This is a genomic window from Polynucleobacter necessarius (genome assembly GCF_900096755.1).
GTDB lineage: Bacteria > Pseudomonadota > Gammaproteobacteria > Burkholderiales > Burkholderiaceae > Polynucleobacter > Polynucleobacter necessarius_K.
On record NZ_LT615227.1, the window covers coordinates 416,709 to 430,309 of the forward strand.

General features: G+C 43.4%; 16 protein-coding genes and 1 pseudogene. 6 read left to right on the forward strand and 11 right to left on the reverse strand.

What is annotated here, in order from left to right:
• The first annotated feature begins 35 nt into the window (after positions 1-35).
• Genes waaF through DXE27_RS02105 form a run of 3 tightly spaced genes read left to right on the forward strand, consistent with a single transcriptional unit; the run spans position 36 to position 2,163 of the window.
• On the forward strand, positions 36-1,070 hold the full coding sequence (waaF, locus tag DXE27_RS02095; RefSeq protein ID WP_128112716.1) for a lipopolysaccharide heptosyltransferase II: 1,035 nt from the start codon (positions 36-38) through the stop codon (positions 1,068-1,070).
• A gap of 20 nt (positions 1,071-1,090) precedes the next feature.
• The gene (locus DXE27_RS02100; RefSeq protein WP_128112717.1) at positions 1,091-1,525 is read left to right on the forward strand and encodes a nuclear transport factor 2 family protein; all 435 of its coding nucleotides are present in this window, start codon (positions 1,091-1,093) and stop codon (positions 1,523-1,525) included.
• An 11-nt stretch (positions 1,526-1,536) separates the two neighbouring features.
• Complete coding sequence (locus DXE27_RS02105; protein WP_128112718.1) at positions 1,537-2,163, forward strand: DUF2946 family protein; 627 nt, start codon at positions 1,537-1,539, stop codon at positions 2,161-2,163.
• On the opposite strand, the gene DXE27_RS02110 is transcribed toward DXE27_RS02105, so the two are convergent.
• Entirely contained in the window at positions 2,160-3,866 is a 1,707-nt protein-coding gene (locus DXE27_RS02110; protein WP_128112719.1) for a M48 family metalloprotease, read from the reverse strand. The genes DXE27_RS02105 and DXE27_RS02110 overlap by 4 nt on opposite strands.
• 23 nt (positions 3,867-3,889) lie before the next feature.
• Between DXE27_RS02110 and moaC the strand changes: the two are divergent.
• Positions 3,890-4,395, forward strand: a pseudogene (moaC, locus tag DXE27_RS02115) (cyclic pyranopterin monophosphate synthase MoaC).
• A 148-nt stretch (positions 4,396-4,543) separates the two neighbouring features.
• Here the strand turns inward: moaC and DXE27_RS02120 are convergent.
• From DXE27_RS02120 to DXE27_RS02135, 4 genes are all read right to left on the reverse strand, one after another.
• A complete protein-coding gene (locus tag DXE27_RS02120; protein WP_197712280.1) occupies positions 4,544-5,131 on the reverse strand; it encodes a glycosyltransferase family 2 protein in 588 nt (195 codons plus the stop codon).
• Between the two features lie 193 nt (positions 5,132-5,324).
• Positions 5,325-6,053 (reverse strand): hypothetical protein, encoded by a 729-nt coding sequence (locus DXE27_RS02125; protein ID WP_128112720.1) that lies wholly within the window; start codon positions 6,051-6,053, stop codon positions 5,325-5,327.
• Positions 6,032-6,613 carry an LIC_10190 family membrane protein gene (locus tag DXE27_RS02130; RefSeq protein ID WP_128112721.1) on the reverse strand — a complete coding sequence of 194 codons (582 nt, stop codon included), beginning with the start codon at positions 6,611-6,613 and terminating at the stop codon, positions 6,032-6,034. The genes DXE27_RS02125 and DXE27_RS02130 overlap by 22 nt, the downstream gene beginning before the upstream one ends.
• A gap of 285 nt (positions 6,614-6,898) precedes the next feature.
• Positions 6,899-7,573 (reverse strand): hypothetical protein, encoded by a 675-nt coding sequence (locus DXE27_RS02135; RefSeq protein ID WP_128112722.1) that lies wholly within the window; start codon positions 7,571-7,573, stop codon positions 6,899-6,901.
• A gap of 225 nt (positions 7,574-7,798) precedes the next feature.
• On the opposite strand from DXE27_RS02135, the gene DXE27_RS02140 reads away from it, so the two are divergent.
• Positions 7,799-8,257 carry a hypothetical protein gene (locus DXE27_RS02140; protein ID WP_128112723.1) on the forward strand — a complete coding sequence of 153 codons (459 nt, stop codon included), beginning with the start codon at positions 7,799-7,801 and terminating at the stop codon, positions 8,255-8,257.
• A 1,029-nt stretch (positions 8,258-9,286) separates the two neighbouring features.
• Complete coding sequence (locus DXE27_RS02145; protein WP_128112724.1) at positions 9,287-9,472, forward strand: hypothetical protein; 186 nt, start codon at positions 9,287-9,289, stop codon at positions 9,470-9,472.
• Positions 9,473-9,497: 25 nt separating this feature from the next.
• On the opposite strand, the gene DXE27_RS02150 is transcribed toward DXE27_RS02145, so the two are convergent.
• The 6 genes from DXE27_RS02150 to sucD all read right to left on the reverse strand — a co-directional run bounded on the left by DXE27_RS02150 (position 9,498) and on the right by sucD (position 13,598).
• Positions 9,498-10,052, reverse strand: a complete 555-nt coding sequence (locus DXE27_RS02150) for a hypothetical protein (RefSeq protein ID WP_128112725.1) — start codon at positions 10,050-10,052, stop codon at positions 9,498-9,500.
• A 34-nt stretch (positions 10,053-10,086) separates the two neighbouring features.
• Positions 10,087-10,650, reverse strand: coding sequence for a tetratricopeptide repeat protein (locus DXE27_RS02155; RefSeq protein ID WP_128112726.1), 564 nt, complete (start codon positions 10,648-10,650; stop codon positions 10,087-10,089).
• Positions 10,651-10,724: 74 nt separating this feature from the next.
• On the reverse strand, positions 10,725-11,168 hold the full coding sequence (locus DXE27_RS02160; RefSeq protein WP_128112727.1) for a tetratricopeptide repeat protein: 444 nt from the start codon (positions 11,166-11,168) through the stop codon (positions 10,725-10,727).
• Between the two features lie 97 nt (positions 11,169-11,265).
• Positions 11,266-11,778, reverse strand: a complete 513-nt coding sequence (locus DXE27_RS02165) for a pilin (RefSeq protein WP_128112728.1) — start codon at positions 11,776-11,778, stop codon at positions 11,266-11,268.
• A 119-nt stretch (positions 11,779-11,897) separates the two neighbouring features.
• Positions 11,898-12,605: a TerC family protein gene (locus tag DXE27_RS02170; protein WP_128112729.1), complete on the reverse strand. Its 708-nt coding sequence runs from the start codon at positions 12,603-12,605 to the stop codon at positions 11,898-11,900.
• A gap of 99 nt (positions 12,606-12,704) precedes the next feature.
• Complete coding sequence (sucD, locus tag DXE27_RS02175) at positions 12,705-13,598, reverse strand: succinate--CoA ligase subunit alpha (protein ID WP_128112730.1); 894 nt, start codon at positions 13,596-13,598, stop codon at positions 12,705-12,707.
• Positions 13,599-13,601: the final 3 nt, after the last annotated feature.

Sequence of the window (13,601 nt, forward strand, 5' to 3'; positions counted from 1 at the left end):
AGCGCCCTCAGGGGCGCTGAGTCGGGATACATCTCATGCGCAGTATTCTGATCATTGCCCCAAACTGGATTGGGGATGCGGTAATGACGCAGCCTTTACTGGCAAGCCTCAAAGCACTTTATCCAGAATCAAAAATTGATGTTCTAGCTAGCAGTTGGGTTGCGCCGATTTATCGCGCCTGCTCAGAAGTTCATGAAGTTATTGAAGTCAAATTTGAGCACAAGAAATTGCAATGGGGTATGCGCAAACAACTCGCGCAAGAATTGGCGGCGAAAAACTATCAAGCTTGTTTTGTCTTGCCCAATAGCTTTAAGTCCGCACTCATTCCATGGTTAGCAAATATTCCATTTCGCATTGGTTACCGCGGTGAACTGCGTTATGGACTAATCAATCTTTCGCTAGACAACCCAAGCAAAGTAAACCGACCACCAATGGTTGATCACTACCTTGCACTAAACCAACTACTCAGCGATCATTCTGAAAAAATGCCAGCTGACAAGCCGGTGCCAACATTAAATGTTTCCGCTCTCGCAAAGAGAGTTGTAGAAAAAAATTTAGCGGCAGCGAATATCACTGGTTCAGTTTACGTAATGTGTCCAGGTGCTGAATATGGACCTACAAAGCGCTGGCCTACAGAGCACTTTGCAAAGCTTGCTCAATCCCTAATCGCCAACAATTCAGATAATCACGTCATCTTGCTTGGCAGCAAAAGTGACTTCGCGCTAGCTCAAGAGATCCTCTCCCAGGCTCCCAACTCAAGCAAGCTTCATAACTGGTGCGGCAATACTTCGCTTGATGAAGCCATCGCCTTGATTGGTCTAAGCAAGGCAGTGATCAGCAATGACTCTGGATTAATGCACATTGCCGCAGCCCTTAAAACACCACAAGTGGCCATCTTTGGATCCAGCGATCCGTCACACACCCCGCCTCTATCGGAAGAGGCCAAGATCATTTGGCTAAATTTTCCGTGCAGTCCATGCCATAAGAGAGAGTGCCCACTAGGTCACTTGAAGTGCCTAAAAGATATCCTCCCAGAGCAAGTTTTAGCTACACTCAATAGCTTGCAATAGTCATTCAAGGAATGTAAGCCATGCCAAAACTTGTCAGACTTTTTCACAATGCTGATGATGTTGTAGAGGCCTGGCGCGATGCCTTACGTCATCGCGATGTTAAGAGCGCCTTAGATATTTGGCTTGATGATGATTCGATTACTTGCGTTCTTCCAGAAGGGCATCGCTTAAGTGGTCACGCTGAAATTCGTGATGGTCTGGAGAGACTGTTAGCCAAACAACCTTTATTCCTAGAACCCATTGCCTGTATCAGCCACTCCGTTTTAGGCGCTGCGGTATACGACACCACTGAGGCAGTGCACCTCAGAGCAGATCAAATTGAGGCTGAGTTTTTTCTCAGCATCACACTCGTTCTTCTACAAGACAGTCAAGGGTGGAGAATTGCCCATCTTCATGCCAGTCGCTCAACTGAAGATACATTTGACGCCCCCTCTACGCCACACGGCCTGCATTAACTACAACAGATATGGATGAACAAGTACTGCGGTCACTAGCAAAGTGGCCAAATGTGCCTGATTGTTTTGGTTGGCTTGCTTTAGATCGTCGCGGCCAATGGCGGATGCGTGATGAGTTCACACAAGCAAATAAATTGCCAGGCCAAGTCATAGAGCATCTGGCTTTTAAGGAATATATCTCCAGAAATTATTCCTGCGACTCCCTGGGAAGATATTTTTTTCAAAATGGTCCGCAAAGGGTTTTTGTCACTTTAGATGCCACGCCTTGGATTGCCCGAATTACCCCCTCCGACGAGGGTCTGAAACTGATGACACAATGTCGCAGCCGCATTGAACCAAGCGGCGCATTAAGCGATGAGAACGGTAACATTTATATTGTTGGGCAAGTTGATCAAACAACTTATCAAGACCGCGTAAGTCATTCATTTACCCAGCACAAAAATCTCACCGTCGCCCTGCTGCATGATCACGATTTAGATCACTTTTCTGAGTTGGCGACTTTACGTGAGGAGGCTTGTAGTTTTGGTGGCTCCTGGAATTGGCATGACAGGCAATTACCCCTAGACCCGATTCACTCGGATGAACTTGCCGCGCAATTTCATTTTATAGCTACACCAAATCCAAGCGGCCAGACTTAGCCAGGCATTTGCTTGCCCTGCTCCCTGAGCTCATCTTGATACTGTCTTTGCATTTCACGAAGACGAGCATCAATACTAGATCCTTGATAGTAATCTGCACCGCCCGCTGAGCGCGCGATCTTGAGTTGCTCAATCGCTGAAGGCCAAGCACCCTCAAGAGCATACTTTTCTCCAAGGGCGTAATGTCGCATCGGAATATTTTTGGCTTGATCATAAGATTTAGAAAGCAATTCCCACCAAACAATTTCATTCGGCTGCGATCTGGTGCGTGCCTTAAGCCATGTAATCGCATCATTGGTTCGACCTAGCCTAAGATCAGCATTGATCATTGCAGCACCAGCAGCATAGGACTGCGGGAAGGCCCGTAAGGTTGCCTGAGCAATCTGTAAGGCTTCCTCACCTTTGCCTTTAGCCAAAGCTAATTCGGAAGCGGTGATATCAAGTGAGAGACTTTGTCTTTGAATCAGAGAACCGGGCGCACTAGCGGTCTGAGCCAAATTGCGAGCTTGCTGCAGGTAAGTTTCGGCTTGGTCTATTTTCCCTTGGCGCTGAGCAACGAGAGCAAGGCCATAAAAACCTTCCATTTGTTTACCAATAGGCGCTTGCTTACTGAGACTCTCAAAGGTATTTTTTAAATCGTACATGCCACTAGATGTGCCAGATTGCTCCATTCGCGCTCTAGCCTTAATAAAATAAAACTCAATAGCAGTAGATACATTACGCGAGGGAATAATCGTGCGCACTCTATCTTGCATGTCTGCAATACGATCGGTCGTTAATGGGTGAGTTCGGACATAAGCTGGTACGCCCTTATCCATAACGCCTGTGATTTTTTGAAGGCGCTGAAAAAATCCTGGGGCACCATTTACATCATATCCACTGGCATCCAAAATCTGGAATCCAATGCGATCCGCTTCTCGCTCCGCATCCCTTGAATAAGAAAGTTGATTATTTACTGCTGCTGCCTGACCGCCCTGTATGAGGCCCGCGCCCGCAGATGGATTGCGTGACATCGCTAAGGCACCAAGCACCATGCCCGCAAGTGCAATCATGGTGTTGGTAGCCTGTTTATCCATTTGGCGCGCTAAATGTCTTTGCAGGACGTGACCAGTTTCATGCCCCATGACTGAAGCCACCTCAGAGTCTGACTCAGCACTAACAATCAATCCAGTATTAAAGCCAATGAAACCACCAGGCAATGCAAACGCATTGATGCCGCTGTCTTTAACTGCAAACACTTCAAAGTTATAAGCCCCGCTACCCTGCTCATTCGCACCCCCAAGCTGTAATTTTTTAGCAGCTTGTAATAAACGGCGCTCCATTTGATTGAGATAGTCATATAACGGCAAGTCGTTGGAATATTCTGGATCAGGCCGTATCTGACGCATGATCATCTCGCCATACTTGCGCTCATCCACCCTACTTAGAGTATCCCCGCCTGGGTCACCCATATCGGGCAAGACAATATTTGGCTGGACTTGGAGAGTATTACGTGTTGGCAGCTTTGACGAGCGAGCATCAGGCGATTGCATTGCTCTGCCAATATTTTGAATTGCAGCAGAGTTACCATCAACCGTAACATCGCCAGCAGCTGAGGCTGCAAAGGCAGGCGTAATACCCGCACAACTTAAGGCAAACATCAGCTGCACAGCCAATAGGCGCTGTAAAAAAGAGGGTTTTTTAACTGACTTTATGTCTTGCATGCCTATATGGTAAAACTAATCCTATGAACAAACTAACCCATTTTGATGCCAGCGGCCAAGCCCACATGGTAAATGTTGGCGATAAGCCCACATGGTAAATGTTGGCGATAAGCCCAATACTCATAGAGTTGCAGTTGCTACAGGTACGATTTCGATGTTACCCGAAACCTTCAAAATGGTTGAAGCCGGGACCCACAAAAAAGGTGATGTCTTAGGTATTGCCCGAATTGCAGGGATTCAAGCGTCCAAGAAAACATCAGACCTCATTCCGCTTTGTCACCCGCTGGCCCTGACTCATGTCGGCCTAGAATTTAGGCTCAACCCTAAAGAAAGTAGTGTCACCTGCCAAGTTAAAGCAGAAACTACCGGGCCTACTGGCGTTGAAATGGAAGCCCTCACTGCAGTCCAAGTTGCCCTACTCACAATCTACGATATGTGCAAAGCAGTAGATCGAGGGATGGTGATGGGTGATGTGAAACTCTTAGAGAAGAGTGGCGGCAAGAGTGGTGAGTGGAAGGCGGGGAAGTAAACCTCAATAACGGCCGCTATACTGAAAAATAAATTAATCGTATCAGCGGAGGTTGTATTTCAAAATGCAATAAATCGCACGAAATCCGTCTCTCCAACCTATCTTCTTATCTTCGTCATAGGTACGGCCATAGTACGAAATGCCCACTTCATATAATGTGGCAGTTTAATTTAGATACTTTGGCAGTAATTTCAGGCTCAAAACCAAAGCGATTTTCTTCGCTTGGAATACTTTGAATAATCTCTCTGCGAAATACTTTGTAGCAAGTTTCCATATCGGATAGGTTGAGATTGGTGAACATATTGGACATTAAAGTAAGCATGCCGTTGCCAACTCGATGCCAAAAATAAAGTACACGATGTGCGTCGCCACCTAGAAATCGAGACCCAAAAACCACATCAGCCCGATTCTTTAAAATAGGTTCCACCAGACGAGGATACTCATTTGGATCATATTCCATACCTGCGTCTTGAATAATGACCAAATCTCCAGTGGCAGCAGCTATCCCAGTTCTTAATGCGGCACCTTTGCCTTGATTGATGTCATGGTAGAGGACTTGGTGAACTTTGCCAGAATGCTCAATAGTGGATTTTAATTTTTCGCGCGTCCCATCGGTAGAATAATCGTCTACGATAATAATTTCCTTATCAGGATAGGGGGCAGCATTTACAGCTTCGATAATTGCATCAATAGTAGTTAATTCATTGAAACAGGGGATGATGATAGATAAGCGCATTTTTAACTTTCTAATTAATCAAGAGAATTATGTATGAATTATTTTTTGTGACTAAACCCATCATCTATATTTTTACTCCCAACCCCTTGACCCCCAAGCCTAAGCTCTTGATTAAAGTAAGGGGTGCATGGGAGAGGTGAATCCCAACACTGGTTTCCCAATTTAGGCACAAAAACTCTCAATCCAGACGAGGTTACCTCCTCCTTAGTTTCGACCGCTGGAATGGCAAATTTTTCAAATCCGCCTTTTGAATCATCAGCAACAGAACTATTGCGCCAAAAAAAAGAGGGATCAAATAGACAGGCAACCTCTCAATATAGCGAGCAACTCCAGTGGGGGTGAAATATCTAACCAATATGAATCCAGATAAGGCTACATATAGCTGAGGGATGGCGCCGAAGAAGCGCCAATTAGACGCGGTAATGAACCAAAACAGCATGCCAGCCAAGAGGGGAACATATAGGACATATAAATCTTTTTCTACTCGTTGTTTTTTAAATAGTAAGGCCATTAAATTCAATGCCGTCAGTATTAAACAGCCATATACGTATCGCCAATGCTCCTTGAGTAGACGCACCCCCCAATCCGGAAACCAGGCCCATGAATCCAACACTTCACTAGGAATTTTATTTGGCGTCCTTGCCCAGCTATATATCCAATCCGCCTCGTTCTTTACTTGCTCATAAGATACAGCCCAGTCAAGATCCCACATTGCTCCAAGGGTACTTGGATAGATCGCAAGCCCAGAATTCAAAAATCCTCTAAGGAGATGCACCCCAACGAGGGAACCTCCCAGCAGAAATGAATTGAGATATATTTTTTTATTCTGATGAAAATCTTTAACAAGCGCTGGCAAAACAATTATTATCGACATTAAGGCAAAAACCGCAGCACTAACTTTTACGGGGTTACCACTAAACAAGATAACAAAAGCACCATTGCCACATTGGAGGCAACATCATCAACAGTCTGGAATTTTCTAGAATATATTTGCAATAGAAATATAAAAATGCAAGACTCAACGAGAGTTACCGCGATATCCGGACTTGGTGAGGCCGTATTAGACACCCCAATAAATGCTACAAAAATCCAAATATTTAACCACCAGCCGCCCCTAATATCTTTTAGGCGAGCCTCCATAAGAGTGGCAGCAGAAATTACTAGCATCAATAGGCCGCCCAATGCATAACCCCTGTTGAAAAATGGAAAGAAATTTAATAGCCCTACAAAACTAAAATAGGCCTGATTAAATCCTAATCGCCCATGTACATTTCCCAGTCCTAGCACTACAGGAAATTCATTAAGCCACCTAATGCTTTGAAAATGATAAAGGCCTGAATCATAGTTCGCAGGAGCAGTCAAAGCCAAAGAGCCCACCACCAAAAGTATTACAAATCCGATTAAAGATGGAATTGGGTTTACGCCAAGAAACGACTTCAACTTTAGAACTTGATGGCTAGGATTACTCTTAATAAAACTCAATAGCCCTATCATCAAAAATAGAACGGAAACCTTTCAATCTATTGGGACCCAAATATTGCAAGCCTCAACCAGCAAAATCGCAGTAACAAGCCCCAGCCAAGCATCTGAGAATTTGAGCCTATGGTTAAGCCCAATAATATTTTTTGTAAGAATCCCCCATCCAATAAAGCTCAAGAGCCAAATAGATAAACCAAAAAATAAGCCGCCTAAGTCAAGAAGATGAGAATTCATCACATTTATTGAAATTTAATTAACACATTAGGAACTCGCACCATGATCGAGACATCAAACATAAAGCAAACGTTTTTCTTGGGGCTTAAATCTTATTGAGTGCTCAGTAAAATCAGTGTTAATAAGCTTTGGATTGATGAATATTTTGTATCCATTCTGAACAATCCCCAAATGCAAAGAGGCATGGTCAACAATTTCTACCCCTTCACTATTTAAGCCTACATACTTAGAATTACTATCAAGGAGTGTCTCGCGCTTGTAGATTGCCAAGCCACCAAATGCAGACGAAACCTCAATCCACTCCGCATCCATAGGAATGACAATCATTTTTGAATATACGGCTGCATAAAGTAGATTGGCGCTATCTTCCGGATTTTTTGCAAACCGGTTCAAATACCTAAACTGCTCCCAGCAGTCTCCCGGACGCCAGATAGGGTGACGAAGTGCCCAAATATCATAGTAATTTCCACGCTGATTTGCCGTGCATACATCCCAGATATCTCTCTCAAAACAAGAGTAGATACCTTCTTTCGTCAGAAGGTTATTTACCCCATCTAAGTCAGCCACAGCAACATAGTCAAAATCACTGTAAGTTGAATTATTTCTTATTTCATCGAGATAAATGTTTCGGCAAAATGCAAGGCGCTGGGTACGCAAAGGCATCTTCTCGGACAATGCGCCAGCAGACTTATAGTGGAAATTTTTAACATCTTGACTTAACTCAGACAATTTTTTAATTGTATTGTCGCTGCTGTCAGATTCAATAATTAGCCAATGTATTTCTGAAAAATCACTAAATGCATTTTGAAGACTATAAATCTCAGGCGCAATAGTGTTTTCACCATTTCTAATAACACCAACAATAAGTATTTTTTATCAGCCCATTTATTGGCTTCGGAATATTTTCTAGTACTATACATTTTATATTCCGTCCCTTAAGACAAATTCATTCAGATGAAAAAAACATTGATGTTTCAGTGGTTTGATTGCAAAGATATAGCTCGAAAGCAAGAGCTAACTGACTGCATTAACCATAATTTAGCCATTGGATTTGATGAGGTAATTATTTACAACGATTCTGTCGATCCTATTTTTCACGGTCAAAATATAAAAAACGTATCAACCCATAGCCGAATTACTTACAGCGACTATATTAACGTAGTAAAGGATCCCAGTAACTATGGTTCTCTCGTTGTGCTTACGAATACCGATATCAAGCTAGATAAAGATATTCTGTCTCTTGATAGCCTTATCAAAGAAAAAACTTTGATTGCTCTAAGTAGATACGAAAAAAAACGGAATACTTGCAGACTTCCCATGGTGCACGCAGGATGTATGGGCAATGCTTTCGCAACCAATTCACAAAAGCGTGATTCATCAATGCGATATTCCATTGGGGCTGCCGGGCTGTGAAGTCAGATTCTCAGAAATCCTTTTCAGTACGGGTTTTGCTGTCTTCAACCCCCGTCTGGACATTAAAAATACGCATGTTCACTCCAATCAGACGCCCCACTTAGATGACAACAGGATGTATGGTGCCTATTTATTTACTCCAGCATGCACTCTAGAGGATATTAGAGCTGGTAATCCACAAATTACACCGTCACCTCACCGCAATATCTAACCAGCTTTATTCCAAAGCTTTTTTCCATTCAGTAATCCCACTAATTCAAAATTTCCCAAACATAATTATTCTGGACAAAATCCGGCAATAGAAACCCCACATTCTTGTGTTAATCTTTGTCCAGGCAAACCTCAAGATTTGAGCTATCAATCCCGCAGGGGAATGAATTTCAATACCCCTCATAATTTATGGTGTCTGTAAAGTATTAGACCGAGGGATAGTAATGGGGAATGTGAAGCCACTTGAAACAGTGGCGGTAAGATTAGTGAGGGTAAGACTTCTTAGCCTTACCGTACTGCCAAATCAAAAATTTTGAATGCCACCGTAAGGTTATGAATACAAATAAAACTCTCATTTTTTGCACGTCCTATGCTGAAAATGATGCTCAATGGACTCAAAGATATAAAAAATGGTTGGACTTTGTTAAAAAGAGTTCTTTAGAGCGGACAGATATTAATCATTGATGATGGCAGTCCTGTTTTGCCTGACTGGAGTGATCTAAGTATATGCAAGGAGCCAGATCTACCCGATGTGGTGAAAAGTGAATGTGCACTTTTCACTTTAATTCACGCCTGGGAAGAAGTAGTCTTTTAAATTACCCTGGATGGTACAGAAGCTATACCTTCGCAAGCATTTGGGCCAAGCAATATAACTTCAATAAAATTATTCATATTGAAAGTGATAGCTTTATATTCTCTGAGAGATTAACGACCCACATTAATCAACTCAACACAGGGTGGACAAGCCTTTACTGCCCAAGTCAAAATTTACCTGAAAACTGCATACAAATTATTTGCGAAGATCAGATTAAAAAGTTTTTGAAATTCGGCAGGCATGATTACGACATTAATTTTGCCAACAAGCCGATTGAGCTTTTGATGCCCTACACCAATATTGAAAAAGGATTTGTTGGCGATCGATATGGTGAATTAATAGGTGTTAGCAGCCTTCCCAAGGGAATTGATTACGCCGCTAATATTCCGAGCGATTGGCTTGCGCCCTAAGTAACTCTATTTACTAGATAAATAATTAGCGAAGCTTCTCTAGATCTAACTTAACTTTCTCGAGAACGCTGTCCCAATCACCCATCGTGGGCTGCCTATAGAGACATAATGAGGGGTACCATGGGCTGTCATTTCGATTTGTAAGCCAGCGCCAATCCGCTAAATAAGACAAAAGAATCCAAGTCTTTTTATTTAACGCCGCACTCAAGTGCGGAATGCTGGTGCATGTACTCACAACCAAATCTAGACATTCAATTAATGCTGCAGTGTCACTAAAGTCATTCAGCTCATCACCGAAGAAGCGAATATTTTGATAGTTTGCAAAAAATTCTTTATCGCATTCCTTTAATTCTTTTTGCAAACAAACGTGCTCAAATCCCTCATCCGGTAATGACTTTACAAAGTCTGCAAGCCTGAGACTTCTATTGGCATCCCCCTCAAACAAGGAGGTGCTACTCCAAGCTAAGCCAACTCGTATCTTTTTACTCTCGCCCAGCTTGAGCTTCCATTCAGACACATTATTGGCATCAGCCGCTAAGCAAGGCCCATCCCAAGGAATATTTAATAGAGTTGTTTTCAAGGCTAGCGGCAAACTCAATAAAGGGCATTGGTAGTCAAAAGCTGGAAGCGCATCCCCCTGGGGCAACTAACTGGGCGACGCCCTTCAAAGAACGCATTAAGCCCACCAGAGGAAGCGGAACTTCTAATACGACCCTGGCACCTAAATCAGCAACCAATTGAACATACCTACAAAATTGAATGTAATCACCGAAGCCCTGCTCCCCATAGATCAAAATGGTTTTATCTTTAAGGGATTCAATGCCCAACCAGGTTGGCTTATCAAAAGTTCGCTTACCAGCGCTTACGCTCCGCTTATCGGATTTCCATCTACTTTCATAGAGTGGCAAGCCATTCTCAAAATCACCCTGCAATAACAGCGAAAGGCTTTTATTCCAGGTAGCCTCGTGATATTCGGGGTTAATGCTAAGCGCCTTGTCGTAACAGGCAAGCGCTTCATCAAAACGTTTGAGCTCTTGTAAGGCAACAGCTTTATTGGTCAATGCTTCGTAATAATTCGACTTAAGGCCGATAGCCTTGTCAAAATGAATTAACGCCTCTTCATAGCGCCTTAGCTCTTGCAGAGAAACACCCTTGTTTGACCATGCCTCGTGAGAGATTGATGGCTATGGCTGCTCAGCAAACTCGATAGCCCCTTCATAACGACCAAGCTCTTTTAGAGTTGCGCCTTTATTTATGGCAGCTTCAGCGTAGTCAGGCTTGAGACGAGACCCAGCGCCTTTTCATAGTATGACAAAGCATCTTCGCATCTTCCTAAACTCGATGCAGTCTTACCGTAATTAAGCCATGCCTCTGGATTATTTGGATTCAGCTCAACCGCTTTTTTGTGGTGAGCAACAGCCTCTCTATTGCGCCCTGAATCGGACAAGGCTTTAGCTAAATTGTATTGAATGGAGGCATCATCCGGACAAATGCGAGCAGCCCTCAGCAATAAATCCGCAGCTTCCTTATAGTTGTTTTGTGAAGCCTTGATTAATCCCAGCACGTGCAATGCAGGCAAATTTTTTGAATCAACCTGAATGACTCTTTTTAAAATTAAGTCAGCGCTTGCATAATTCCCGCCCTGAAAGGCTTGTATTGCTTGCTGAAGCATTATTTTTTGGAGCTGGGAATTCATGAATGTATTTTATAGCATGTATCCGCCAGCGATCTAAGCCGTTAATGGTGTCAATGCATTTAAATCAAAACTTTAAACCCATGACTTTCATCAGTCTTTATTTACTAATTCTGCATTCAGATGGCAAGAGCTGAGAAATCAGATTAGTTTCGCTAGATCTGCAAGACCAACCGCCAGCCCAAGTAGCGCCCTCTGGTTTAGACAAATCAATAGGCTTGGGTGAATTCGCATCCGGCTCGTTAGTAGGGACTAGATGAAGCGTGTTTTTGCCCTCTGGGGCTACGCTCACCTGATAGTCAATGGCAATAGCACCAGATGGTGTGATTTCAATTAACTTCACGCTGCGTGTTGGTGTAAATGTAAAAGCCCCATTAGTAGCGTCATCCATTGGTACGGTACCTCGACTAGCAAATGCTTCGGTAACCGCTAGCTTTGCGCTAGAAGACAAGTTCATACCTTCCACCACTCGACTACGTGCAATATAATCCTGATACTGAGGAACTGCTACTGCTACCAAGATTCCAATAATGGCTACTACAACCATTACTTCAATCAGCGTAAATCCAGCCTCTTGATCTTGTTCCAGATGATGTTGTTTTGAGTTCTGCATGTATTTTGGCTCCTGAGGTTAAATACCCCATCTTCCAGTCTATACCCTTAGCGCACAAGGAAGTCGGAAGCAAAAAAGCCGGCTTTAAAGGCCGCCTTTTCTGATTTGATGCGGAGTAATTACGCCGCTTCTTTATGCTTCTGCTTCTTTTTGAGATAAGTGCCAACCAACAGCACAATAGCAACTCCAATTCCCTCAAAAATCATATGCGCATCTTCAAAAGCAGCCTGCATCGACTCTTTAATTGCCGGATCTTCTACCAACATTCCACCAGCCAACAAGCCCAATAGGCCTGCGCCTAAAGTAATGATGATCGGGAATCGATCCATTACTTTTAATAGCAAGGCACTACCAAAAATAATCAATGGGATGGATAAGCCCAAGCCAATGATGAGCAATAACAAGCGAGTTTCCTCTGGACCCTTTTGAGCGGCAGCTGCCACAGCCAAAACGTTATCCAAGCTCATTACTAAGTCTGCGACCAAAATCGTACGAATTGCACCCCAAATATTTGGATGCGCATGCATATCTTCTTCTTCACCGCTATCGGCTAAGAGCTGAACACCAATGTAAAGAAGCAAAATTGCTCCAATGATTTTGAGATAAGGCAGCGTCAACAACTGAACGGCTGTAATGGTTAGAACTACACGCGAAATAATCGCTGCAGCGCTACCCCAAAAGATAGCCTTCTTTTGCTGGACTGGTGGCAAATTACGTGATGCCAATGCAATCACAACAGCGTTATCGCCTGACAGCAAAATATTCGCAACAATAATTGATAAAAGAGCGGCCCAGAATGCTGGTCCTGAAAATACTAAAAAATCCATGATGTCTCCCTACGTTTTTTTATGTTTTAACTGCTATTTTCACTACTAGGCACTACAAAAAAGGATGCTGTTTTATCAGCACCCTTTTCCAATCACTAATTACAACATGGCTTTCAACAAAGCAGCCATTTCTGATGGGTTCTTTGTGACTTTGAAGCCACACTCTTCCATCACAGCCAATTTGGCATCAGCTGTATCGGCACCACCAGAAATCAATGCGCCAGCATGGCCCATACGCTTACCTGGAGGCGCTGTTACGCCAGCAATAAAGCCAACTACTGGCTTCTTCATATTGTCTTTGCACCAACGAGCAGCTTCCGCCTCGTCTGGTCCACCGATTTCGCCAATCATGATCACAGCATCAGTCTCTGGATCTTCATTAAACATTCTCATGATGTCGATGTGCTTCAGGCCATTAATTGGGTCGCCACCAATACCAACTGCTGTGGACTGACCTAAGCCAATAGCTGTTAACTGACCAACCGCTTCATAAGTCAATGTACCGGAACGGCTAACCACACCAATACGACCCTTCTTATGAATATGACCAGGCATGATGCCAACCTTGATTTCATCAGGAGTAATGATGCCTGGGCAGTTAGGGCCGAGCAATAAAGTCTTCTTGCCACCAGCCGCTTCTTTTGCATGCATCTTGTTACGTACTTCAAGCATGTCACGCACTGGAATGCCTTCAGCAATACAGATAACAAAGTCGAGGTCAGCTTCAACAGCTTCCCAAATCGCAGCAGCAGCACCAGGAGGTGGAACATAAATTACAGAAGTAGTTGCGCCAGTTTGCTGGGCTGCCTCTTTAACAGTTGCATAAATTGGAATGTTAAAAATAGACTCGCCTGCTTTTTTAGGATTTACACCAGCAACGAAACAATTCTTGCCGTTTGCGTATTCCTGACATTTTTCAGTATGGAACTGACCTGTCTTACCAGTGATACCTTGTGTAATGACTTTGGTGTTTTTATTGATCAAAATAGACATATT

Excerpts from the sequence above, each read along its gene's own strand:
- DXE27_RS02165 (WP_128112728.1), bottom strand. The coding sequence starts at position 11,778 with ATGCAGAACTCAAAACAACATCATCTGGAACAAGATCAAGAGGCTGGA.
- DXE27_RS02140 (WP_128112723.1), top strand. The coding sequence starts at position 7,799 with ATGAAAAAAACATTGATGTTTCAGTGGTTTGATTGCAAAGATATAGCT.
- sucD (WP_128112730.1), bottom strand. The coding sequence starts at position 13,598 with ATGTCTATTTTGATCAATAAAAACACCAAAGTCATTACACAAGGTATC.
- DXE27_RS02105 (WP_128112718.1), top strand. The coding sequence starts at position 1,537 with ATGGATGAACAAGTACTGCGGTCACTAGCAAAGTGGCCAAATGTGCCT.
- waaF (WP_128112716.1), top strand. The coding sequence starts at position 36 with ATGCGCAGTATTCTGATCATTGCCCCAAACTGGATTGGGGATGCGGTA.
- DXE27_RS02160 (WP_128112727.1), bottom strand. The coding sequence starts at position 11,168 with ATGAATTCCCAGCTCCAAAAAATAATGCTTCAGCAAGCAATACAAGCC.
- DXE27_RS02170 (WP_128112729.1), bottom strand. The coding sequence starts at position 12,605 with ATGGATTTTTTAGTATTTTCAGGACCAGCATTCTGGGCCGCTCTTTTA.
- DXE27_RS02110 (WP_128112719.1), bottom strand. The coding sequence starts at position 3,866 with ATGCAAGACATAAAGTCAGTTAAAAAACCCTCTTTTTTACAGCGCCTA.
- DXE27_RS02120 (WP_197712280.1), bottom strand. The coding sequence starts at position 5,131 with ATGCGCTTATCTATCATCATCCCCTGTTTCAATGAATTAACTACTATT.
- DXE27_RS02100 (WP_128112717.1), top strand. The coding sequence starts at position 1,091 with ATGCCAAAACTTGTCAGACTTTTTCACAATGCTGATGATGTTGTAGAG.